Source organism: Paenibacillus sp. A3M_27_13, assembly GCF_024213315.1.
Lineage (GTDB): Bacteria > Bacillota > Bacilli > Paenibacillales > Paenibacillaceae > Paenibacillus > Paenibacillus polymyxa_B.
Genome location: NZ_JANAVE010000001.1, coordinates 543746 through 565455, shown reverse-complemented (window position 1 = coordinate 565455; position 21710 = coordinate 543746). Strand labels below are relative to the sequence as shown.

The 21710-nt window shown below is 47.0% G+C and carries 24 protein-coding genes; 19 read left to right on the top strand and 5 right to left on the bottom strand.

The features are described 5' to 3' along the window. Nucleotides 1-39 precede the first annotated feature (39 nt). Nucleotides 40-816: a sporulation protein gene (locus NLX82_RS02660; RefSeq protein WP_023989233.1), complete on the bottom strand. Its 777-nt coding sequence runs from the start codon at nt 814-816 to the stop codon at nt 40-42. Between the two features lie 171 nt (nt 817-987). Then, nucleotides 988-1584, bottom strand: a complete 597-nt coding sequence (locus NLX82_RS02655) for a thymidine kinase (RefSeq protein WP_254347456.1) — start codon at nt 1582-1584, stop codon at nt 988-990. Between the two features lie 207 nt (nt 1585-1791). Here NLX82_RS02655 and NLX82_RS02650 point away from each other — a divergent pair, with 207 nt between their 5' ends. The 6 genes from NLX82_RS02650 (at nt 1792) to lipB (ending at nt 7955) form a co-directional block, all read left to right on the top strand. Then, nucleotides 1792-2025 carry a hypothetical protein gene (locus NLX82_RS02650; RefSeq protein WP_341057569.1) on the top strand — a complete coding sequence of 78 codons (234 nt, stop codon included), beginning with the start codon at nt 1792-1794 and terminating at the stop codon, nt 2023-2025. Nucleotides 2026-2151: 126 nt separating this feature from the next. Then, complete coding sequence (lpdA, locus tag NLX82_RS02645) at nt 2152-3573, top strand: dihydrolipoyl dehydrogenase (protein WP_023989230.1); 1422 nt, start codon at nt 2152-2154, stop codon at nt 3571-3573. Nucleotides 3574-3713: 140 nt separating this feature from the next. Continuing rightward, nucleotides 3714-4742, top strand: a complete 1029-nt coding sequence (locus NLX82_RS02640) for a thiamine pyrophosphate-dependent dehydrogenase E1 component subunit alpha (RefSeq protein ID WP_068941562.1) — start codon at nt 3714-3716, stop codon at nt 4740-4742. Nucleotides 4743-4744: 2 nt separating this feature from the next. Beyond that, nucleotides 4745-5731 (top strand): alpha-ketoacid dehydrogenase subunit beta, encoded by a 987-nt coding sequence (locus tag NLX82_RS02635; protein WP_254347454.1) that lies wholly within the window; start codon nt 4745-4747, stop codon nt 5729-5731. A gap of 88 nt (nt 5732-5819) precedes the next feature. Further along, nucleotides 5820-7211: a dihydrolipoamide acetyltransferase family protein gene (locus NLX82_RS02630; protein ID WP_254347453.1), complete on the top strand. Its 1392-nt coding sequence runs from the start codon at nt 5820-5822 to the stop codon at nt 7209-7211. Between the two features lie 45 nt (nt 7212-7256). Beyond that, nucleotides 7257-7955, top strand: coding sequence for a lipoyl(octanoyl) transferase LipB (lipB, locus tag NLX82_RS02625; RefSeq protein ID WP_068941567.1), 699 nt, complete (start codon nt 7257-7259; stop codon nt 7953-7955). 121 nt (nt 7956-8076) lie between these two features. On the opposite strand, the gene prli42 is transcribed toward lipB, so the two are convergent. Next, on the bottom strand, nt 8077-8181 hold the full coding sequence (gene prli42, locus NLX82_RS02620; RefSeq protein WP_023989226.1) for a stressosome-associated protein Prli42: 105 nt from the start codon (nt 8179-8181) through the stop codon (nt 8077-8079). A gap of 85 nt (nt 8182-8266) precedes the next feature. On the opposite strand from prli42, the gene NLX82_RS02615 reads away from it, so the two are divergent. After that, nucleotides 8267-9400: a tripeptidase T gene (locus NLX82_RS02615; RefSeq protein WP_254347452.1), complete on the top strand. Its 1134-nt coding sequence runs from the start codon at nt 8267-8269 to the stop codon at nt 9398-9400. A gap of 71 nt (nt 9401-9471) precedes the next feature. Here the strand turns inward: NLX82_RS02615 and mciZ are convergent, their stop codons facing one another. After that, complete coding sequence (gene mciZ / locus NLX82_RS02610; protein WP_076159536.1) at nt 9472-9615, bottom strand: Z-ring formation inhibitor MciZ; 144 nt, start codon at nt 9613-9615, stop codon at nt 9472-9474. Nucleotides 9616-9740: 125 nt separating this feature from the next. Here mciZ and NLX82_RS02605 point away from each other — a divergent pair, with 125 nt between their 5' ends. From NLX82_RS02605 to NLX82_RS02575, 7 genes are all read left to right on the top strand, one after another. Next, a complete protein-coding gene (locus NLX82_RS02605; RefSeq protein ID WP_023989223.1) occupies nt 9741-10352 on the top strand; it encodes an NUDIX domain-containing protein in 612 nt (203 codons plus the stop codon). A gap of 4 nt (nt 10353-10356) precedes the next feature. Then, on the top strand, nt 10357-11553 hold the full coding sequence (locus NLX82_RS02600) for an endonuclease Q family protein (RefSeq protein WP_254347635.1): 1197 nt from the start codon (nt 10357-10359) through the stop codon (nt 11551-11553). Nucleotides 11554-11741: 188 nt separating this feature from the next. Then, a complete protein-coding gene (spoIIM, locus tag NLX82_RS02595) occupies nt 11742-12395 on the top strand; it encodes a stage II sporulation protein M (protein ID WP_023989222.1) in 654 nt (217 codons plus the stop codon). 99 nt (nt 12396-12494) lie between these two features. Next, nucleotides 12495-12992 (top strand): ferric iron uptake transcriptional regulator, encoded by a 498-nt coding sequence (fur, locus tag NLX82_RS02590; RefSeq protein ID WP_023989221.1) that lies wholly within the window; start codon nt 12495-12497, stop codon nt 12990-12992. 166 nt (nt 12993-13158) lie between these two features. Next, complete coding sequence (locus NLX82_RS02585) at nt 13159-13401, top strand: YqzK family protein (protein ID WP_023989220.1); 243 nt, start codon at nt 13159-13161, stop codon at nt 13399-13401. 102 nt (nt 13402-13503) lie between these two features. Continuing rightward, nucleotides 13504-14448: a site-specific tyrosine recombinase XerD gene (xerD, locus tag NLX82_RS02580; protein WP_254347451.1), complete on the top strand. Its 945-nt coding sequence runs from the start codon at nt 13504-13506 to the stop codon at nt 14446-14448. A gap of 72 nt (nt 14449-14520) precedes the next feature. After that, a complete protein-coding gene (locus NLX82_RS02575; protein WP_023989218.1) occupies nt 14521-15345 on the top strand; it encodes a purine-nucleoside phosphorylase in 825 nt (274 codons plus the stop codon). Nucleotides 15346-15468: 123 nt separating this feature from the next. On the opposite strand, the gene NLX82_RS02570 is transcribed toward NLX82_RS02575, so the two are convergent. After that, nucleotides 15469-16680, bottom strand: a complete 1212-nt coding sequence (locus NLX82_RS02570; RefSeq protein ID WP_028540613.1) for an O-antigen ligase family protein — start codon at nt 16678-16680, stop codon at nt 15469-15471. Between the two features lie 205 nt (nt 16681-16885). On the opposite strand from NLX82_RS02570, the gene NLX82_RS02565 reads away from it, so the two are divergent. The 5 genes from NLX82_RS02565 (at nt 16886) to sigF (ending at nt 21605) form a co-directional block, all read left to right on the top strand. Further along, a complete protein-coding gene (locus tag NLX82_RS02565) occupies nt 16886-18529 on the top strand; it encodes a glycosyl hydrolase family 28-related protein (protein ID WP_068941573.1) in 1644 nt (547 codons plus the stop codon). Nucleotides 18530-18742: 213 nt separating this feature from the next. Then, nucleotides 18743-19936 carry a D-alanyl-D-alanine carboxypeptidase family protein gene (locus NLX82_RS02560; protein WP_068941575.1) on the top strand — a complete coding sequence of 398 codons (1194 nt, stop codon included), beginning with the start codon at nt 18743-18745 and terminating at the stop codon, nt 19934-19936. Nucleotides 19937-20032: 96 nt separating this feature from the next. Further along, complete coding sequence (gene spoIIAA, locus NLX82_RS02555; RefSeq protein ID WP_013310782.1) at nt 20033-20386, top strand: anti-sigma F factor antagonist; 354 nt, start codon at nt 20033-20035, stop codon at nt 20384-20386. After that, nucleotides 20383-20838: an anti-sigma F factor gene (gene spoIIAB / locus NLX82_RS02550; RefSeq protein ID WP_023989214.1), complete on the top strand. Its 456-nt coding sequence runs from the start codon at nt 20383-20385 to the stop codon at nt 20836-20838. Before spoIIAA ends, spoIIAB begins: the two co-directional genes overlap by 4 nt. Before the next feature lie 11 nt (nt 20839-20849). Further along, on the top strand, nt 20850-21605 hold the full coding sequence (gene sigF / locus NLX82_RS02545; RefSeq protein ID WP_023989213.1) for an RNA polymerase sporulation sigma factor SigF: 756 nt from the start codon (nt 20850-20852) through the stop codon (nt 21603-21605). Nucleotides 21606-21710 lie beyond the last annotated feature (105 nt).

Genomic DNA, 21710 nt, shown 5'->3' with positions numbered 1-21710 from the left:
TAAATTGGTTAGGAGTTTTTTTGTTTGTGCTTTACATTGTTATCTAATTTGCCTGTCAATCAATTCCTCAAGCGCATCTGCTATGTGATCTGGTCCATAGGATAGCTCTTCCCGGCTTAAGCTCAACCAGGCATGACGCTCATCCATATCAAAGGCAGTCTCCAGCCAACCAGATAACCCTCTGCCCCTGCGGTCTACTTCTACAAGCACATGCACACCCTCGGGTTCCAACTGCATAATCAGCTCCAGCTCCTCGATATCACGTGCATACTCTGATCCGGGCGTAAATTCAAATTCCTGTACGTACGGAACACCGCGTCCCAGCTTAGGGTGACGTTCGCAGGTGGAGGAACGGAATCGGAAGCCCAACAGGTGAACCGCCTCAAAGACTGTATTCATATAGGGATGTGGCTCGATTTTGAGTGAATCACGATCGGTTGGGTCCAAAGCCATGCCAATATCTAATGCTGTTTCCAGCCAGACGGGCTGTTTGGCATGAGTAACAGGAGTTTCCAACGGCAATCTGAAGGAAAAAGGAATTTCAAGCTCCTGTCCTTGCTGTAGATGAAAGCCATCTGATACCTTGATCCGTGCAATGCAGCAGGTGGTGGTAGTTTTTTTATCATCGTGCTCCACGATATATTCAGTCTTGAGCTCAATGTCAATTTTGCCGATTTCCTGATCAATTTTGCCGCCTTTGATGCGCATGATGCCACTAAGTTCTTCCCCAGGCACATATACGGCTTGATCTACCAGTGTATCGACTTTAGCTGAACCGATTCCTGCGCTTGCTAAGATTTTGTTGAAAAAACTCATTATTCCGTCCCCCCAGATAACCTCATGGTCATGATATACAAACGAAAACTAAAAACTTGTACAGCTTAACCGGATATACGGGGCAATGGTTCGAATCGTTCCAAAAAAATGCAAGAAAAAAGTAACTGGTACTCACGTAGGCATATTGCAGCTTGTCGATCTATCTGTCTACTAATCGCAGTTCACTTTATGAGGAGGTATAAAGCAATTTCGACAGCGAGGCTCATAAGCCTCAGAGTCACCGATCATCACAATAGGTCCTACAGTGGAAGGTTTACCATTTACCATACGTTGCGTAAATACTGCTTCCGAGCTACCGCATACAGCGCAAAAGGAAGTCAGCTTCTCGATATCATCCGCCATGGCGAGTAGACCACCGACATAGCCGAACTCCTTGCCTCGATAATCCAGATTCAGCCCATCGGCAATTACATGCTTGCCGCAATAAGCTAGCTCTTGTACAAGCGACATAATATGACGACTGAAAAACTGGACTTCGTCAAAGGCAACCACGTCGGCATCTTTTGTTTCTTGTAAAATACGCTGAACGAGCTCATCTGTGAGTTTTCTGGGGATAGAGATAGCGGGCAGCCGATATCCGATCCGGCTTACTATTTCGTCCTCGGCATAGCGGTTATCTTCAGCGGGTTTGTAAGCGATCACTTTACGATGCCCGTATTGGATTAGTTTTTGACAGCGGCGAATCAATTCGCCGGATTTTTCACTGAACATGGGGCCTGTAATAATCGTAATTCGTCCTGTAGGCAAAGCGAATTCCCCTCTCTGTAACATGTACATAACACTGTAAATCTTCTTCTCCGAAAGAAAACGCCATTATAGATTACCATAACCAGCCGCATACAGACTAGAGAAAATATATTGTTTTTCGACATGTTGTGTATGTCTATTCCTAAAACGTAAATGTGGTCGTCATTGCTCTGCCGCCTCTGGCATGATATGGTGAAGCGTAGTGGAATGAAGGGAAGAGTGAAAGGCATGGACGAAAAAAATACGGATTATAGTGCCAAAAAAGGAGCATTACTGGAGCAAGGGCTGATCAGCCCGCAAGCTCTAGAACTCATCACTGAGCTGGAGACAGAGCTGAGCTTTCTGCGCAAGCAAAATGAATCATTTCGCAAGGCGCTGCGAGCCAAATCAGCACAAAGTCCAAGGATGTCTACTAAATTACGAGATGCGCTGTATGAATGATATGGAAAGATATCTGGATTAAAGGGTTATCTTTTTTGTAGCCTATGCCTAAATGCTATATTTTGTACAGTGAAATAAAGAGAGTACAATAAGCTATATATAATCAATTGTTAATGGAGGAGAAACATGACTATACATTGTGATGTCGCTATTTTGGGTGGAGGAACCGGGGGGTATGTAGCAGCCATTCGTGCCGCCCAGCTAGGCAAGGAAGTGGTTATCATCGAAAAGGACAAGCTTGGCGGAACCTGTCTGCACCGTGGTTGCATTCCGAGTAAAGCCTTGCTGCGCAGTGCGGAAGTATATGCGACGATTAAGGAAAGTGCACAATACGGTATTGAGACATCGGGAGCACAGCTTGTATTTCCTAAGGTTCAGGAGCGTAAGGAAGCCGTTGTGGAGCAACTGCATCAAGGCGTTCAATTTTTGATGCGTAAAAATAAAATTACGGTGCTGAGTGGTAAGGGACGTGTGATTGGTCCGTCTATATTTTCTCCAAAAAGCGGGGCAGTTGCTGTGGAACTAGAAAATGGTGAGATGGAAACGATTGTTCCTACACATCTCATTATCGCAACGGGATCACGCCCGCGTGTGCTGTCCGGACTGGAGCCAGATGGCGAATTTATTCTGAGTAGTGACGAAGCGTTAACTATGGAGGAGCTACCAGCATCCCTGATTATTGTGGGCGGTGGTGTTATTGGCGTAGAGTGGGCTTCCATGCTAAATGATTTTGGCGTGGAGGTTACGGTGGTTGAAGCCGCGAATCGACTTATTCCCACGGAAGACGAAGACGTTTCGCGTGAAATGCAGCGCTTGTTAACCAAGCGTGGTGTCAAGGTGCTGACGGGTTCACAAGTGCTGGCTAAAACATACGGCAAAGATGAGGAAGGCGTACAGATTGACGTGCAAAAAGGGGAAGAAACCGAAACCCTCAGCGCTTCCAAATTGCTCATTTCTGTAGGGCGTCAGGCAAATGTGGAAAATATCGGGCTGGAAAATACGGATATCCGCGTAGAGCGTGGCTTTATCTCGGTTAATGAGCATTTGCAGACGAATGAACCACATATTTACGCCATTGGAGATTGCATCGGCGGCTTACAACTGGCGCATGCGGCGAGCCATGAAGGTTTGCAGGCGGTTCATCATATGGCGGGCGAAGAGTTTCACAGTGTACCTAACCATCTGATTCCGCGGTGTATTTATACACGTCCTGAAGCCGCGAGCGTCGGCTTAACGGAGCAAGAAGCCCGTGAGCGTGGACATCAGGTGAAGACAGGGAAGTTCCCTTTTCAAGCTATCGGAAAATCGCTAGTATACGGCAGTCGGGACGGCTTCGTCAAAGTAGTGGCCGACGAGAAGACCAATGATATTCTCGGTGTACATATGATCGGTACGCATGTGACGGATCTGATCAGCGAGGCCGCTCTTGCGCAACTGCTGGATGCTACGCCATGGGAAGTCGGACAACTTATTCATCCGCATCCGACGTTGTCGGAGATTTTGGGAGAAGCGATGTTGGCCGTTGATGGACAGGCGATTGGCATATAAACGTTTCAAATAAATCGGTGCTTTTCTTTTTGGGGAGAAAAGGATTATAATGGGGTTAGCCAGAGTTTAGTACCAGGTTTTAAGACAAGATGGTACTAGGTACTGGAAGTAGGATGTTTGACACTTAAGGAGGTGCCTCAATGAGTTCTAAAGGCGCTGTAGACGCTGGCTTCAGACATGAACAGCTGGGACTTACTCACGGACAAGTTATTGATATGTACAGATATATGTTGCTCGCAAGAAGATTTGACGAGCGCAACATGCTCCTGCAACGGGCAGGGAAAATTAATTTCCACGTTTCTGGCATTGGACAGGAGGCGGCACAAGTAGGTGCAGCTTTCGGCCTTGACCGGGAAAAGGACTATTTTCTTCCCTATTATCGGGATTATGGATTCGTGCTTGCGGTAGGAATGACGCCGCGCGAACTAATGCTGTCGGCATTTGCCAAGGCAGATGATCCCAATAGCGGCGGTCGCCAGATGCCAGGACATTTTGGTAGTAAACGGCTGCGTATTGTGACAGGCTCCAGCCCAGTAACGACACAGGTTCCGCATGCAGTAGGTGTAGCTTTGGCTGCCAAAATGCAGAAAAAGGATTTTGTTTCGTTTGTTACGTTTGGGGAAGGCTCCAGCAATCAGGGAGATTTTCACGAAGGCTGTAACTTTGCTGGTGTACAGAAGCTGCCAGTCATCATTATGTGCGAGAATAATCAATATGCGATATCGGTTCCGATTCATAAACAGTTGGCAGGCAAGGTAAGCGACCGTGCTTTGGGATATGGTTTTCCAGGGATTCGAGTCGATGGTAATGATGCGTTGGCGGTATATGCGGCGGTGAAGGAAGCACGGGAACGTGCTGTCCGCGGTGAAGGTCCTACGCTGATCGAAGCCATGATGTACCGTCTGTCTCCTCACTCCACCTCTGATAATGATCTGGCTTACCGGACCAAGGAGGAAGTGGATGAGAACTGGGCCAAGGATGGCGTAGCCCGTATGAAAAACTACTTGATTGAATGCGGCATTTGGGATGAGGCCAAGGATGCGGATCTGTCGGCTGAGCTGCTGCTCGAAGTCAAGGAAGCGATTGAATATGCAGATAATGCGCCTTTTCCAAAGCCCGAAGATACGCTGCTGCATGTGTATGCAGATAGCGATGGGGAGGGCCGGTAACGATGGCGATTATGGAATATATTGATGCGATTCGTCTTGCCATGAAAGAAGAGATGGAGCAGGATGAAACGGTTTTTGTATTAGGTGAGGATGTCGGGGTGAAGGGCGGCGTCTTTACAACGACAAAGGGGCTTATGGACCAATTCGGTGAGCAACGTGTCATGGATACGCCATTGGCTGAGTCGGCTATTGCCGGGGTTGCGATTGGTGCAGCCATGTACGGAATGAAGCCGATTGCCGAAATGCAATATTCGGACTTCATGCTTCCGGCTACGAATCAGATTATTAGTGAAGCAGCTAAAATCCGTTACCGCTCTAACAACGATTGGAACTGTCCTGTGGTAATCCGCGCGCCAATCGGTGGTGGTATCTTTGGTGGTTTGTATCACTCTCAGTGTCCAGAATCTATCTTTTTTGGTACGCCGGGTTTGAAAATTGTTGCTCCATTTACACCTTATGACGCAAAAGGATTGTTGAAAGCAGCTATTCGTGACCCTGATCCAGTGCTGTTTTTTGAAAATAAAAAATCCTACAAGCTGATCAAGGGTGAAGTGCCTGAGGATGATTATATCGTTCCGATTGGCAAGGCTAATCTATTACGTGAGGGTGACGATATTACGGTCATCGGATATAGCCAGCCTTTGCATTTTGTCATGCAGGCTGCTGAGGAATTGGAGAAGGAAGAGGGCATTACCGCACATGTTGTGGATTTGCGCACACTCCAACCGCTGGACCGCGAAGCCATTATTGAGGCTGCACGACATACAGGTAAGGTATTAATCGTGCATGAGGACAACAAAACGGGCGGCATCGGTGCCGAGGTATCGGCAATTATTAATGAGGAGTGTCTGTTCGAGCTGGATGCGCCGATTGAGCGTCTATGTGCTCCTGATGTACCAGCCATGCCGATCAGTCCACCGATGGAGAAGTTTTATATGTTAAACAAGGATAAAGTTAAGGAAGCCCTGCGCCGTCTTGCAATGTATTAATAAAAGCTAGATTGGACGAAAGCATTCCAAAAGTATAGCGGGGGCAGCGGTAAAACGCGCCCTCCTATGATGTTAAGGAGTTGAAAAAATGTCAGACCAAACACAATGGAACGACGTGACCATGCCACAATTGGCAGAATCGCTCGTATCGGCGACAATTGCCAAATGGCTCAAACAACCTGGTGAAACGGTAGAGCAATTCGAGCCGATTTGCGAGGTTATTACAGATAAAGTGAATGCAGAAATCCCATCCACATTGGACGGCATTATGGGTGATCTGTTGGCAGAGGAAGGTCAGACAGTAGCGGTAGGCGATTTAATTTGCCGTATCCAGACGAAGTCGACTGCACCTTCGGCGGCAACAGGAGCGACACCTGTTGCACCAGCATCTCAAAGTACCGTACAAACACAATCTCAGCAGAGTGCTGGATCGGACCAGTCCATGAGAGGACGTTTTTCCCCAGTGGTGCAAACCCTGGCTGCTGAGCATAATGTCGACTTAAGCCAAGTACCAGGCACGGGCATGGGGGGAAGAATTACCCGCAAAGACGTGCTGAATTATGTGCAGCAGGGCGGTTCTGCTCCCACTGGAGTATCTGGACAGCCGACTGCGACAACATCAGGACAAGGCTCTCCTTTTGCAGGAAGACAGCAGTCTGCCACTCAGCACAGCACACCGATTCAAAATATGGACCCTGCTATTCCGGTTCGTAACAGTGGGATTCATTTGACGGAGGCTCCAAAGGCTCCTGTGATCGAAGTTGAGGGTGGCAACAATAACAGATCCGAGTATTTTATTGATGTTACACCCATTCGCAGTGCAATTGCTCGCAATATGCGACAAAGCGTTTCCGAAATTCCACATGCATGGACGACGATTGAGGTGGATGTGACCAACCTGGTAATGCTCCGCAACAAGATCAAAAACGAGTTCAAGCAAAAAGAAGGCATCAATATTACGTATCTGGCTTTCCTCATGAAAGCAGTCGTGAATGCAATCAAAGAATATCCGATCATGAATTCGGTGTGGGCTGTGGACAAAATTATCGTCAAAAGAGATATCAATATTTCGCTAGCCGTGGGTACAGAGGACTCCGTTCTTACTCCTGTTATTAAAAAAGCGGACCAGAAAAATATTGCTGGATTAGCTCGTGAAATTGACGATTTGGCACGTAAAACCCGGGAAGGCACGCTCAAACTGGACGACATGCAAGGCGGAACGTTCACTGTAAACAACACAGGCTCCTTTGGTTCGATTTTATCTTATCCGGTAATTAACTATCCGCAGGCTGCAATTCTTACCTTTGAATCCATTGTCAAAAGACCAGTGGTTATTGATGATATGATTGCGGTTCGCTCGATGGCTAATCTGTGCTTGTCGCTGGATCATCGCATTTTGGACGGAGTGATTTGCGGACGATTCCTGCAACGGGTTAAAGAAAATCTAGAAGGCTACACTTTGGATACGAAGCTGTACTAATCATCCGAACAGTGGGGGAAATGTACGGAGAGGAAGTGACAGGCCGTGAACAGACGACCGCTTGATGTAACCTATACGAATAGGATGGAATATGCCCATGCATGGGATGTCCAGAAGGAGATTGTGGGAAAGCTGGATGCGGGAGAGGCAAGAGAAACGCTTATGCTTCTCCAGCATCCACCGACCTACACGATTGGTTCTCAGCGGCATCCTGAACATTTGCTCCTCACACCAGAGCAACTGAAGGAGCAGGGAATCAGCGTCTTTCAGATTGACCGTGGGGGAGACATTACATATCATGGGCCGGGGCAGCTTGTCGGATATCCTCTACTTATGCTCGGCAACCGGGAGGCGCTGAATCTGCACGGATACCTTCGAAGTCTGGAAGAAGTGATCATCCAGTTGTTGGCATCTTATGGGGTTGAGGGAAGCCGTAAGCCTGAATATACGGGGGTATGGATCGGGAATCTAAAAATTGCGGCCATTGGCGTCAAATTCAACAAGTGTAAGCACCGTCGGGGCTTCGTAACCAGCCATGGCTTTGCCTTTAACATCAAATCAGGGATACAGCATGAGGGCTTTGAGGGCATTGTCCCGTGCGGAATTCAGGAATACGGTGTGACATCATTGGAGGACTGCATACAGAAGCCTATGTCGGTGGAGCAGATTGCGAAGGAAATTGTACCGTTCTTTGAACAGCAATTTTCATTTGCTGCGCAATGGCAAACGCATTCTTTCCAATAAAGGTAAGGCGGGCTATTGTGTATGTACACGAAAGCCCGCCTGTTTGCTTTACGTAACAGCTCGTCCACTCAAGGCTTCAATAGTGCCTTAGAGCAGCCGGATACCTTGAGCGGTATAGTTATTATAGTGGCATAATAAACGGCTCAATTACCATGAACAGCGTAGAACCAATCATAGCTGCGAGCATAATGTAGACGAAAAAACGAACCCATTTTTTGTTCGACATGTGTAACTCCTTTAGGATAGGTTTAAGTCATAGATAAGAACATCTATCCGTATTGTAGCGTAATCGGGAAAGAGAGGAAAGTTTAATGACAGTAAAAGTAGTAAAAGACCGAATTGTACAGGAATTTATGGAACTCGTACAGGTGGATAGTGAAACGAAAAATGAGCAGGAAATATCACGTGTTCTAAAAGAAAAGTTTAATGCACTCGGGCTGGAAGTAATGGAAGACGATTCTCGTGAAAGAACCGGACATGGTTCAGGAAATCTGATCGTCACCTGGAAAGCGGAAGGTGTGGAGCAAGCACCCAAATTATTTTTTACCTGCCATATGGATACCGTTACTCCGGGTAAAGGCATTAAGCCACAGTTGGGTGAGGATGGCTGGATTCGTAGTGACGGTTCAACGATTCTGGGTTCTGACGACAAGGCGGGAATTGCTGCTTTGTTCGAGGCGATTCGTGTCGTGCGCGAGCAGAATATTCCCCATGGTCAAATCCAGTTCGTGATTACGGCTGGCGAGGAATCTGGTTTGATGGGTGCACGGTTGATGAAGCCAGAAGTGCTAGATTCTGATTTCGGATATGCTTTGGATTCGAATGGTGAAGTTGGCTCTATTTGTATAGCTGCCCCAACGCAGGCACGTATTGAAATGAAGATAACTGGGAAGTCCGCTCATGCGGGGGTAAATCCAGAAGATGGCATTAGTGCCATTCAGGTCGCTTCTAAAGCCATTTCTAAAATGAAACTAGGACGGATTGATAAGGAAACGACCGCTAACATCGGCAGTTTCGAGGGCGGCGGCGCGACGAATGTGGTATGCGATTTTGTATTGATCCGTGCAGAGGCACGTAGTATTGTGCAGGAAAAGGTTAATCATCAAATCCAGCATATGCGTGAAGCGCTGGAAACCACCACACGCGAATTTGGTGCACAGGGAGAGTTCCGCAGTGAAGTCATCTATCCGGCATTCAGCTTTACGGAGCATGACGAAGTTGTACAGGTTGCACAGCGTGCAATTCAAGGACTGGGACTGGCAACGCCGACCTTCCATTCCGGTGGTGGCTCAGATGCTAATGTATTCAACGGGCTTGGAATTCCAACGGTGAATTTGGCTGTGGGCTACCAGAACATCCATACAACAGAGGAAAAAATCAAGGCCGATGACCTGGTGAAGGTTGCTGAAGTTGTCATAGCTCTGATTCAAGAAACCACAAAATAAACTTGTATCATACACTTGCAACATACTGAAAAAAGGTTCAGGTTAAAGACAGGAACAGCGTTCCTTCGTCTTTAGACCTGAACCTTTTTTGGAACAGCTAGCGAAGCGATGGTGGCGGTAGGTCCGTGTTCCTTTTGCCACTGACGCAAGAGTGCTTGAATCTGCCAGGCTTTACCAACGATATGGAGGGTGCTTTCAGTACGGTAGCTTTTCATTTCTGCATCTCCTCATGACAGGAAGTTTGTTATCCTACCACCAGCATATGTACAAAGTGGACAAGTTAGACTAACTTTGGTGATAATTAATAAAGAAAGATAGATATGAAGGAGGAAACTTACCGATGAACGAGCAAACGAACGGACAATTAAACAAACCAACAAACGATGCACATCGCAAGCCTTATTCCAATCCTGCGCTGGAGGAAAAGACCGTGTCTACACAGCCTATCTTTGAGGGGAAGGTCATTACATTACAGGTAGACACGGTAGAGCTTCCCGACGGCTCCACTGGAAAGCGTGAGATCGTAAAGCATCCAGGGGCGGTGGCTGTTTTGGCTCTACACGAAGGGAAAATGCTGGTCGTGGACCAGTACAGACAGGCGATGGGGCGCTGTGAGGTAGAAATTCCTGCAGGTAAGCTAGAGCGGGGTGAAGATCCGATGGAAGCAGCGGGGCGTGAGCTGAGAGAAGAGACAGGTTATACTGCCAAGTCGTTGAAGCTGCTGCACTCCTTTTATACCTCTCCTGGCTTTGCGGATGAAATCATTCATCTGTATGTTGCCGAAGAACTGGAGTTAGGTGAGATGGAACCGGATGAGGATGAATTTCTGGAGTTGTTTGAGGTGACGCTGGAAGAAGCACAGACGCTCATTCGTGAAGGACGGATTAGTGATGCCAAAACGATTCTGGCCGTCTATGCGTGGCAACACCGCCAACATACAGGGAGCTTCTAAGCGGATGGATGAAAATATAGTAGAACTTAACGACTACTTTGCAGACTTGCATATTCATATTGGCAGAACAGAGAAGGGAAATCCGGTCAAAATTAGTGGCAGCCGCGATCTGACCTTTGCCAACATAGCTAAGGAAGCCTCCGGTCGTAAAGGAATTGGGCTGATCGGTATCATTGACTGCCATGCACCTAATGTACAGGAGGATATTCGTACCTATTTACATACGGGTGAAATGAAGGAAATCAGCGGCGGCGGTATCGCTTACCGGGATACGGTTATTCTCCTTGGCACGGAGCTGGAAATACGTGCTGAAGGTCGCCCTGAGGCGCACGTACTGGCCTATTTTCCAGATCTGGCGGCGATGGAGGATTTTACCCAATGGCTGGCCCGGCATATGAAAAATGTTAATCTTAGCTCACAACGAATCTATGCGCCGCCACGCGAGTTGCAGCAGCAAATTTACGGACGTGGAGGCATTATGGTGCCTGCGCACGTGTTTACTCCTCATAAGGGCATATACGGCAGCTCAGCGGCCCGTATGGAGGAATTGCTGGATATGGAGCTCGTTAGCGGGGTGGAGCTGGGGCTGAGCGCAGATTCATCTATGGCCGGTTTGATTTCGGAACTGGATCGCTTCAGCTTTCTCACGAATTCAGATGCCCATTCACTTGGGAAAATAGGACGAGAATACAACAAATTATCACTGGCAAAGCCGTGTTTTGATGAATTCAGAATGGCTTTGGAGCGGCGGGAAGGACGACGGGTGCGTGCCAACTACGGATTAAATCCGAAACTGGGCAAATACCATCGTTCTTACTGTCAAAGCTGCGGTACGATTATTGACGAGCAACAGATGGCGGATGAACGTTGTCCTGACTGTGGTCATACCAAGCTGGTGCGAGGTGTGCTGGATCGAATATGGAGCATTGCCGACCGTGAACAGTCCATGATTCCTTCCCATCGTCCGCCATACATTTACCAGATTCCACTGGAGTTTATTCCAGGTCTGGGCAAAGCCAAGCTGAACCAGCTATTGGTTGCATTTGGAACAGAAATGAATATTTTACATGAGGTTACGCAGGAGGAGTTAGCAGCAGTCGTCGGAAAAGTGCTAGCAGAGCAAATTGTGCTTTCACGCGAGGGGAGACTGTCGCTTGTATCCGGTGGTGGTGGAACATACGGCAAAATAGCTAAGTCCTAGTAAAGTCTTGTCCCTCTAAAGGCATATCAGCGTCTGCTTGTTCATAACCATAAATTATCTATGCCGCTGGCTTGGCACATCATTCGTGATGCTTGATCTGCAGTGAAAGCTGCCCCATTTCTAGCCATCAGCCGTCGGATTACGGTTGTTTTTTGGACAAACAAGCAGATGAAAGGGGCAGGACGCCGATGCAATGGTTTCGTCATACGTTAAAAGATCAGACGCCGTATTATGTTTTCTTGGCTGTGCTGTTTCTGGTGGGAGTCGTCTTTGGCGCACTTATGGTTAACGCACTCTCGCTGGAGCAGTTACAGGATTTGTCCCGTTACCTGAAGGATTTTTTTGTAACAGTCAATCAAAACGAACAGGGCTTCGCTGATTCGCAGGCGGCTTCGACCTTTTGGGATAGCGTATCTTTACATCTGAAATGGGTCGGCCTAATTTGGGTGTGTGGCCTTTCGGTTATTGGTCTACCGGGCATTCTTGTATTGAATTTCCTCAAGGGTGTGCTAATCGGATTTTCAGTAGGTTATATGGTGGGGCAATATTCGTGGAAAGGACTGCTATTTTCTTTGGTTTCAGTTGCTCCCCATAACCTGCTCGTCATTCCGGTACTGCTCGTCTGCAGCGTGGCTGCGATGACTTTTTCCATCCATATGATCAAAACCAAAATACTCGCTACCCGGCCGTCAGACGGGATGCTGCGTCCGTTGCTGTCTTATGCAGGATTGACTGCTGTGATGATGGTGCTTCTTATCGGTAGCGCGTCCTTTGAAACTTGGATCACCCCGGTTATGATGCAATGGGTCACTCCTATGCTGACAGCTTCCGTATCATCTTGATCCGTTTCAAAATGTTTGACTTTATTTGTATAGACCCCCTATAATAATAGGAGTGAAAAAAGTGCAGTAGGCAGTAGCTTTGCAGGGGGAGGGAGACACATGGAAGCACGGATCGAAAAAATTAAGCAGCAGCTGCAATCCCAGGGCTACAAACTAACGCCTCAGCGGGAAGCCACCGTCAGAGTTTTACTTGAGAACGAAGATGATCATCTGAGTGCGGAAGATGTATTTATGCTCGTCAAAGAGAAAGCTCCCGAAATCGGTCTGGCAACCGTATACCGTACCCTAGAACTGCTAAGTGAACTGCATGTCGTGGAGAAAATTAATTTTGGTGATGGCGTTGCGCGTTATGATTTGCGCGGCGATACAACCAAACATCACCATCACCATTTGATATGTGTGCAGTGTGGCAGTGTAGATGAAATACTGGAAGATTGGCTTGGACCATTGGAGGAGCGTCTGGAACGGGAATATAATTTTACCGTAGTGGATCATCGTTTGGACTTCCACGGTATCTGTTATCGTTGTAAGGCGAAGAACGATACGACGGCTCAGAAATCTTTGGGCAAATCCAGAAAACACAAATCTCAGGACTAAAAGCTGACTACCCAAGCTCTCACCGACGAAGATGCGTTCGGGAGAGCTTTTTTGGTTAGGAATCTGTTGTTCGAGATTAAGTGGTATAAAAAGGAATAGCTTGTCATACCCTTCCATAGAGAGTCCTAATAGGGACTATATTCTGAGGAAAAGGCGGCTGATCCACATGGTACTATCGTTGCGGAGAGGACTAAAATGGCTGCGTTTGGTAATATTGTTCGGAGTGCTGGCATGTATGTTCTTTTATAGCCTCAGGCTGTTTACAGATTGGATAACACCTGTAGATCATTACCGAATACCGGAAGGACATGCAGTTAAGGTATTTGGCGGGCAAAAAGTAAATGAAGGGTCCGAGCATCGAATAGCAGTGTTGGAACGTTTACGTTTCTTTTACTGGTATGGTGAATAGTCTAAGTAATCGGTCTTGATGAGCTTATGATATGAACGCACACGAAGAAGCAGACGCTGAGACTGAACCGTTGTATGCAGAACAAGGAGACTTTTGGAACTCATGAAAATGTACATTCAACCTTTCGTTCAATATATGGAAGAGGAAAAGGGCTTGTCGCGCAGCACATTGGAAGCGTATCAACGGGACGTACAGCAGTTTACCGAGTTCGCAGAAAGCTGTGGTATTGAGCAGCCGGATAACGTCCAACGGTCACATCTGGTACTGTATTTGGGCCGTTTGAAGGAACAGGGAAAAGCTGCGGCGACGATATCACGTAGCGTCGCCTCCATTCGCTCCTTTTTTCATTTTCTTATTCGGGAGGGAATTACGATCCATGATCCGTCCGTTCTGCTGGAGATGCCCAAAGCGACTAAAAAGAAGCCCTCGGTGCTAACGCAGGATGAGATAGAGCGTTTGCTGGACGCGCCGGATGTGACTGCCCCGCAAGGGGTGCGAGACAAGGCGATGCTGGAGTTGCTGTATGCGACGGGCATTCGTGTATCGGAGCTGATTGCCCTAAACGTGCGTGATGTCCGCACCGATCTGCGCTTTGTGCACTGTGGCGGCGAGGCAGGCAAGGAGCGTGTTGTACCGATCAGCCGTGAGGCATCACAGTGGGCACAAGCCTACATGGACGAGCAGCGTCTATTATTGCTGAGATCCGGGCAGGGTGAAGAAGCTCAGGTAGAGCAGGAAGCCATGTTCCTGAACGTATCTGGTCAGCGTCTCAGTAGACAGGGCTTCTGGAAAATGATTAAGAAGTACGGCCAGGAAGCAGGCATAAGCGAGGATATCACGCCCCACACGTTGCGGCATTCCTTTGCGGTACATATGCTGGAGGGCGGAGCGGACTTACGCTCTGTACAGGAAATGCTGGGTCATGCTGATCTGTCAACGACGCAGGTATATGCGCAGACGGCCAGACGGAATATGAAGGAAGTATATGAAAAGCATCACCCGCACGGCGGCAACCGCACTTCTCATGAAAGCAAAGATCGAACGTAACGATACTTTGCTTTCATAGAAAATGTGATAATGACTATAACTTTACGATTGTACAAGTCAGGAGAGATATTAATGTCAACAGCCAACCAATCTACAATTCAGGAAGCAGCAGATTATATCCGTGCCAAGAGCGGAATACGTCCAGAGATTGGTCTTATTCTGGGATCAGGTCTCGGTATTCTGGCCGATTTAATTCAGGATGGAATTAGTATTCCTTATCAGGATATTCCCCATTTTCCTGTATCGACGGTAGAAGGTCACGAGGGAGAATTACTGTTAGGCACGATTGAAGGTCGCGCTGTCGTCATGATGAAAGGGCGCTTTCATATGTATGAGGGATATGGCCCGCAGCTGACGGCTTTCCCAGTTCGGGTGATGAAGCAATTGGGGATTCAAAGTCTGCTGGTGACGAATGCAGCAGGTGGTGTAAACACTTCCTACGAAGCAGGCGATCTGATGGTCATCTCGGATCATCTTAATCTGACCGGACAAAATCCATTGATCGGACCGAACGATGCTGGTCTAGGCGTTCGTTTTCCAGACATGTCGGAGGCGTACAGCCGCCGCTTGCGTGAAATTGCCAAGCAAACGGCTAACCAACAGGGCTTCAGTCTGCAAGAAGGTGTATATGCTGGATTGCTGGGGCCTAACTATGAAACGCCTGCTGAAATCGTTATGCTGCGTACACTGGGTGCAGATGCGGTGGGTATGTCGACCGTATCTGAGGTTATTGTAGCCCGTCATGCAGGTATTGAGGTACTGGGCTTCTCCTGTATCACGAATATGGCCGCAGGCATTCTGGATCAGCCTTTGTCCCATGGTGAAGTGATGGAGACGGCAGAGAAAGTACGTGAGCAATTTTTAAAACTTGTGCTAGCGATTATTCCACAAATGTAGATTGGGGATCATGTTCAACCGAAGCGGTGGACATATATCCCAAGAACCCCATATCCGATCGCCTTTTGATGGCGTGGATATGGGGTTCTTTTTTACATCAACGGTTGAGCTGAGTATGATCTCCTAATGAAGAGGGGGTGTGCTCAATGCAGTTGAATTCGCTTTTTCTGCTACAGCCAGTTTATGTCGTTCTTGCACCTTGATCACAATAACCATAAAAATGATCCAGTAAATGGCTAGCGAGTTCAGGAAACGGCTGTCCGTTATATTGTTCAATACAATAAATAGGAAAAAAACCACTGCCGTCAGCCATGTATACATATCTGCTTTGCCAATTCTGAATTTAAATAAAGTTGTTATGGCGAGTGTAATTGTTGCCAGTAGTCCTGTAAGGCCCACATCGATCCACAGATCACGGAAACCGCTATGGCTGCTTGTCAGATCAAATCGGATGCCGTTCGCATAGATACTGGGTCGGGCTGCCCAGTAGGAGCCGTAACCATGTCCGAACCAGTAATGGCTCTGAATAGCACCACCAATCCCCTGCCAGATTTCCGTTCTTCCAGTTAAGGTCGTTGTTTTTCCGAATTCCGACGCAATCGCATCTCCATAAGTAAAGGTGAGTACCAAACCCAAAAGAACGAGCAAGCAGGAACAGCTAATGAAGAAACCGCGCAACGCAATGCTTCGGATTCTCTTGAATAGCAGTATAAACAATATAAATACAAAGAGCGAAGATGTCAGTACCAAAGAGGTGGTAGATTGGCACTCGATGAGCAATAGGGCATTGAGTAAGATAAAGCCAATATGCAAAACTTTACGTTTACCCCTGAAAAAATAAATGACATGTGAAACAAAACTTAACAGAGAGAGAGTTCCAAGTGTATTTTTATGACCAGAGATGCCCTTCCATAGCCCAGTATGTTCTACTCCACCATGAATGGCAAAGGAGGGAACGAGCAAAACGGCGAGTAGATTGAGTATGCTCAAAATACTTAACGTAACGACTAAGAGGCGAATGCAGCCCTGAGTTGTATAATGGGTGACCAAATAGAGCCCAAAGGTAGAGAAGGCAAGGAATTTGAGAACCATCAGCAAGGAAGAGGTCTGTTCTTGTTCAGCCCATAAGCAGGAGGCAGCGATGTACAGCGTGAGTAGAGTCAGTAACGGATTGTCGGCTAAGGTTGCGATCAATGACTTGAGTGAAGGTAGTAGCATGGTATAGCTGAACAACAGGATAAGCACGGAAATCGTGATAACTCTGGGGGACAAACCCTGACAAGCATAAGGAATCGAAAAAGCCAGTAAACCAGCTACTGTAAGTACATGTTTCACGATTTCACCACCTAGATACATTATGTATCTATAATATACAAAACGTATCTTCTTGTACAATAATAATAAAATATTTATTTTCATTTTTCTCAAGCCTAGAGCAAGCCCTCTTGTGCATATACTCAGTCCATGCTAAGAAAATGAAGAATTCTTCGGCTTGGTCAAAAAAGGAACTTTTTACGTTTTTAAACATGGGGGTGTTCGGGTGGCGGATCATTTTACAGACCGTTTGAAGTTGAATTTGAGTGGTACGGGCAAAGAGTTAACGCCGCAGCAATTAAATGAAAATTTTAAAACCATTGAAAAAGAATTCATTGAACGAAGTGTAAACGTAAGCTGGTTTGGAGCTGCTGGTGATGGTATTCAGGATGACACGGCAGCTTTACAGGAATTGATTAATAAGACCCCCGATTATTCCATTCTTCACATCCCCAGTGGACGATACAAAATAACCTCTACCTTACAGATTCGCAAGCAGGGTGTGCGCATTTTTGGCATTCATAAGGGCAGATACCGACAAGGCAAAGGTGTTACGTCGATTGAATATTATGGTACGGGTCCTTGTTTTCAAATTGGAGATGAAAGTCTACCATCGTTTAGCGGATATCAAAATGTGCAGTTTCATGACTTATCGATCCGGTACGAGGGGGCTGACATAGGCACATTAAATAATCCGTTTTCGCAGTCAGTGAAGCGTGGATATTATGGCAAAGGTACTTTGGGTATTCAGGATTGGAAGGGTGGCGGAGTTGTCCTGGATAACGTCCTAATTGAGCATTTTGAAACGGCTTTTTGGGGCTATGAAAGTGATGTGAATTTATTTAAATGCACGGAGATTAATTACAATAAAACAGGGATTCACTTGCAGAACAGAAGTTCACAGTTTACTAGCATAGCGCTTTTTACATTGGGGAACGATACGGCATTGGATCTGAATAGCTCCAATGGGGCCAGATTTTTGGCTAGCCAGCACATTAAGGATGGAAGCTCCAATGATATTCCCATTCTAATTAATGATTTTATGAACGCTGAATTTATAGGTTGCTGGTTTGAGGGACTAAGCAGAGAGCATAAGATGACAGTGCCTTCTTTTATTCAAATTGGTGCTACCAAAGAAACAAAAAATGTGGCCTTGCGTGACTCCATTTTAGCGATAGCGGACAAATTCGATGACACCCAATCCGTATGTAACTATTTTGTGGATGTGGTCATTGGCAAAAAAGTTTTGGTGGACGAGGTGGGAGGGTATCCCCGTAATCTAAAGCAGCTTATTTCTTTCTCTGGTAGCTCTTCCACACAGCAGGTGACACTTCGCTCACATTTGGATTTTAGCTATAGCAATAATCGTTATGGCGAGAATAATGGGACAGGGCAGGCTTTGCTGCTTGTCGAGAAATACTCAAACAACGGGATTGAGCATTTGGACGAAACCTTTGTTAAAGCCTACCTGGGAGCAAGGCAAAATCTTCCCGCAGGTAGCTGGCAGAAGGTGAAGTTTAATCAAATCAACCATGATGAGCTGATCGAATTCGATGCGGTGAATAGCCGATGGCGAGCCAAGCGAGCTGGGAAATACAGAATACAAGTCTACATTTCGACCGATCCCCAAGTGGATGGCAATCGCACACGGCTGGCACTTCACCTGAATGATGAGCAGCTTACCGGAAGTTCCGCCTATGCGTATCTCGATGATAGGGTAATTGGCGGACTGAACTATAGTGCATTGAGTGGAGCTATGGAACTTAGATTGGAAGCGAATTCTTTTATTGATATACGGGTGTTCAGTCAAAATACGATGGATATTCTACCCGGTGGAGGAATCACATATCTCACTATAAGCCGAATTTAAACAATTATTTCACAGACGATAGATGTTCTGTCATTTTATATATTGGAAAATGCGCACCATGCTGACTCAGCTTGGTGCTATTTGATGTTTTTATTCATATGGAATATTTTTCTTTCATTCTGACGACAATGGTTAGCAGCACGCGAATAGGCCGGAGGGGTAAGTAAATGGGCTCCGGTGCTTTACGCCAATATGTTGAGGAGGGAACCGATTGTGAAGAAAAAAGTGGTGGCGTTCATCCTGGCTTGTCTGGTAGCCTTGACTGCCGTCCCTGTCGGCGGTTGGGCCGAAGAAAGCAGACCTGAAAGCAAACCCAAAGAGGGATCAGCGGCTGAGCTGGCTCCCGAGGCTCTCTCGGCGATCCTGATGGATGCAGATACGGGCACAGTCATCTATGAAAAAAACAGTCGTGAAAAGCTTCCTCCAGCGAGCATCACCAAGATTATGACGATGTTGCTGACAATGGAGGCTATTCAAGATGGCAAGCTCAAGCTGACCGATAAAGTTCGGGCCAGCGAATATGCGTCTTCAATGGGAGGCTCGCAAATTTTCTTGGAGCCCGGTGAAGAAATGACGGTCGATGAGATGCTGAAGGGAATTGCAATGGCTTCCGGCAACGACGCCTCTGTGGCGATGGCTGAGAAAATTGCAGGATCTGAACAGGCTTTTGTCGAGATGATGAATGCGAAGGTGCAACAGCTCGGGCTCAAGGATACGCATTTTGCCAATTGCAACGGTTTACCCGTAGAGAATCACTATTCTTCTGCGCATGATATTGCGGTTATGAGCCGAGAGTTGTTGAAATACCCGCAAATTACGAAATATACGGGAGCCTATCAGGACTATTTGCGCAAATCCTCAGTCAAACCCTTTTGGCTGGTGAATACGAATAAGCTTGTCCGTTTCTATACTGGAGCAGACGGGCTGAAAACAGGCTATACGGCAGAAGCAAAGTTCTGTCTTTCCGCTACTGCGAAGCGTGATGGCTTGCGTGTCGTAGCTGTGGTGCTCGGGGAGCCAAATACGAAGATACGCAACAATGAAGTATCTTCCATGTTCGACTATGCATTTTCTCAATATACAATGAAATCCATATACAAGCCGGGTGAATTGCTGGGCAGCGTAAAAGTTGAAAAAGGCGTATTGCCAGAGCTGAAAATTCAGGCTGACCGTTCTTACAGTGTACTGGTGAAAAAAGGTGGCAACAAACAAACGTTGCGTCATGAATTGCAACTGGCCCCAAGCCTCAAAGCTCCTGTCCGGGCTGGTGACCCAATCGGTAAGCTGGTCGTCTATCAGGATGGACAACAGCTTAAGGAGTTTAATATCACTTCGCCTGTGGCTATCGAAAAGGCCGGATGGTGGAAATTGTTTAAACGTACCATGTCGAACCTATTTTCTTTGTAGATTTTACGGGGTTTTCTTCTAGTTTTGTCGGAGGGCAGGAATCGTCTGCGGCTACGTAGAAATCCTTGTCCAAGACCGGGAGGAGAGTGAGTAAGCATGAACCTGCAAATTGAAATGGAGCATCACCGGGGGGTACTGATTGTAAGGCTGTCTGGTGAGCTTGATCACCATACGTCGGACATGGTCCGTATGCAAATGGACGAGGCGATTCAGCGCCGGCAATGCGAGCATATTGTGCTCAGCCTGAAGAATCTTCAGTTTATGGATAGCTCCGGCCTTGGCGTTATCTTGGGACGGTACAAACTGATCAAGCAAAAGGGCGGAAAAATGGCAGTCTGTGATGTCAATCCGCCAGTACACCGACTGCTGGATATGTCAGGGCTGTTCAAAATCATGCCCATATATGACAACGAGGGAAATGCGCTCACGGAACTGGAGGTTGTGTCATGAGAGAAGGCACGGGAAACAATTTCATGAGCTTGCAGTTTGCTGCCAAATCGGAGAATGAAGCATTTGCTCGTGTGGCTGTCGCGGCCTTTATTTCCAGGCTTGATCCCACAATGGATGAGCTAAGCGATTTGAAAACCGTGGTGTCTGAAGCGGTGACAAACAGTATTATTCACGGTTATGACAGCGATCCGTCAGGTGTCGTAACGATCAAAGTCGGGATTGAAGCGGACGTGATCACGTTGGTTGTTGAGGACGCAGGGCGAGGAATTGAGGATATAGAGCTAGCCAAGCAACCTCTATATACGTCCAAACCTGAATTGGAACGCTCCGGCATGGGCTTTACGATTATGGAAAATTTCATGGATGAGTTTGAAGCAGTCAGTGAGCCGGGCGGAGGCACGTCGGTCCGGATGAAGAAAAGGATTGAATCCAAGAAAGCTTTATATAATTAGGAGTTGATCCTATGGAAGCAGGAGGAAAAAAAACTTCGCACAGCTATTTGGAGGATGCGGAAGTCAAGCGGCTTATTGCACTGAGTCAATCTGGTGATAATGAGGCTCGTGAGACACTGGTCAATAGTAATATCCGGCTCGTCTGGTCTGTCGTGCAGCGCTTTATGAACCGGGGGTATGAACCTGACGATCTTTTTCAAATTGGTTGCATCGGCTTGTTAAAATCGGTGGATAAATTCGATCTCAGCTACGAAGTCAAATTTTCAACATATGCAGTACCGATGATTATCGGTGAGATTCAACGGTTTCTGCGTGATGACGGTACACTCAAGGTTAGCCGTTCCTTGAAGGAAACGGCCAATAAGGTCCGCAAAATGAAGGACGAGCTATCCAAACGACTCAACCGCCTGCCTACAGTCAAGGAAGTTGCTGATGAGCTGGGAGTGACACCGGAGGATGTTGTTTTTGCGCAGGAGGCCAATAAGCCGCCTACTTCAATTCACGAAACGGTTTTCGAAAATGACGGTGATCCGATTACACTTATGGATCAGATTGCTGACGAATCACAGGAAAGATGGTTCGACAAGCTGGCACTCAATGAGGCCATTGGCGGACTATCTGAGCGGGAGCGGTTGATTGTGTACCTGCGCTACTACCGGGATCAGACTCAATCAGAGGTTGCAAGTCGGCTTGGTATTTCTCAGGTGCAGGTATCACGGCTGGAAAAAAAGATTTTACAACTGATCCGCGATCAGATTGCCCAATAATAACAGTCAGGATCTTAGTGACATCCTTATGCTTACGTATTACTAAAGGGTATTCCAAAGCCATTTTAATGGCAAGGGGTACTCTTTTTTGCGTGGGATAAAAGA

Excerpts from the sequence above, each read along its gene's own strand:
- NLX82_RS02660 (WP_023989233.1), bottom strand. The coding sequence starts at position 816 with ATGAGTTTTTTCAACAAAATCTTAGCAAGCGCAGGAATCGGTTCAGCT.
- NLX82_RS02650 (WP_341057569.1), top strand. The coding sequence starts at position 1,792 with ATGAAGGGAAGAGTGAAAGGCATGGACGAAAAAAATACGGATTATAGT.
- lpdA (WP_023989230.1), top strand. The coding sequence starts at position 2,152 with ATGACTATACATTGTGATGTCGCTATTTTGGGTGGAGGAACCGGGGGG.
- NLX82_RS02640 (WP_068941562.1), top strand. The coding sequence starts at position 3,714 with ATGAGTTCTAAAGGCGCTGTAGACGCTGGCTTCAGACATGAACAGCTG.
- NLX82_RS02635 (WP_254347454.1), top strand. The coding sequence starts at position 4,745 with ATGGCGATTATGGAATATATTGATGCGATTCGTCTTGCCATGAAAGAA.
- NLX82_RS02630 (WP_254347453.1), top strand. The coding sequence starts at position 5,820 with ATGTCAGACCAAACACAATGGAACGACGTGACCATGCCACAATTGGCA.
- prli42 (WP_023989226.1), bottom strand. The coding sequence starts at position 8,181 with ATGTCGAACAAAAAATGGGTTCGTTTTTTCGTCTACATTATGCTCGCA.
- NLX82_RS02615 (WP_254347452.1), top strand. The coding sequence starts at position 8,267 with ATGACAGTAAAAGTAGTAAAAGACCGAATTGTACAGGAATTTATGGAA.
- mciZ (WP_076159536.1), bottom strand. The coding sequence starts at position 9,615 with ATGAAAAGCTACCGTACTGAAAGCACCCTCCATATCGTTGGTAAAGCC.
- NLX82_RS02605 (WP_023989223.1), top strand. The coding sequence starts at position 9,741 with ATGAACGAGCAAACGAACGGACAATTAAACAAACCAACAAACGATGCA.
- NLX82_RS02600 (WP_254347635.1), top strand. The coding sequence starts at position 10,357 with ATGGATGAAAATATAGTAGAACTTAACGACTACTTTGCAGACTTGCAT.
- spoIIM (WP_023989222.1), top strand. The coding sequence starts at position 11,742 with ATGCAATGGTTTCGTCATACGTTAAAAGATCAGACGCCGTATTATGTT.
- fur (WP_023989221.1), top strand. The coding sequence starts at position 12,495 with ATGGAAGCACGGATCGAAAAAATTAAGCAGCAGCTGCAATCCCAGGGC.
- NLX82_RS02585 (WP_023989220.1), top strand. The coding sequence starts at position 13,159 with ATGGTACTATCGTTGCGGAGAGGACTAAAATGGCTGCGTTTGGTAATA.
- xerD (WP_254347451.1), top strand. The coding sequence starts at position 13,504 with ATGAAAATGTACATTCAACCTTTCGTTCAATATATGGAAGAGGAAAAG.
- NLX82_RS02575 (WP_023989218.1), top strand. The coding sequence starts at position 14,521 with ATGTCAACAGCCAACCAATCTACAATTCAGGAAGCAGCAGATTATATC.
- spoIIAA (WP_013310782.1), top strand. The coding sequence starts at position 20,033 with ATGAACCTGCAAATTGAAATGGAGCATCACCGGGGGGTACTGATTGTA.
- spoIIAB (WP_023989214.1), top strand. The coding sequence starts at position 20,383 with ATGAGAGAAGGCACGGGAAACAATTTCATGAGCTTGCAGTTTGCTGCC.
- sigF (WP_023989213.1), top strand. The coding sequence starts at position 20,850 with ATGGAAGCAGGAGGAAAAAAAACTTCGCACAGCTATTTGGAGGATGCG.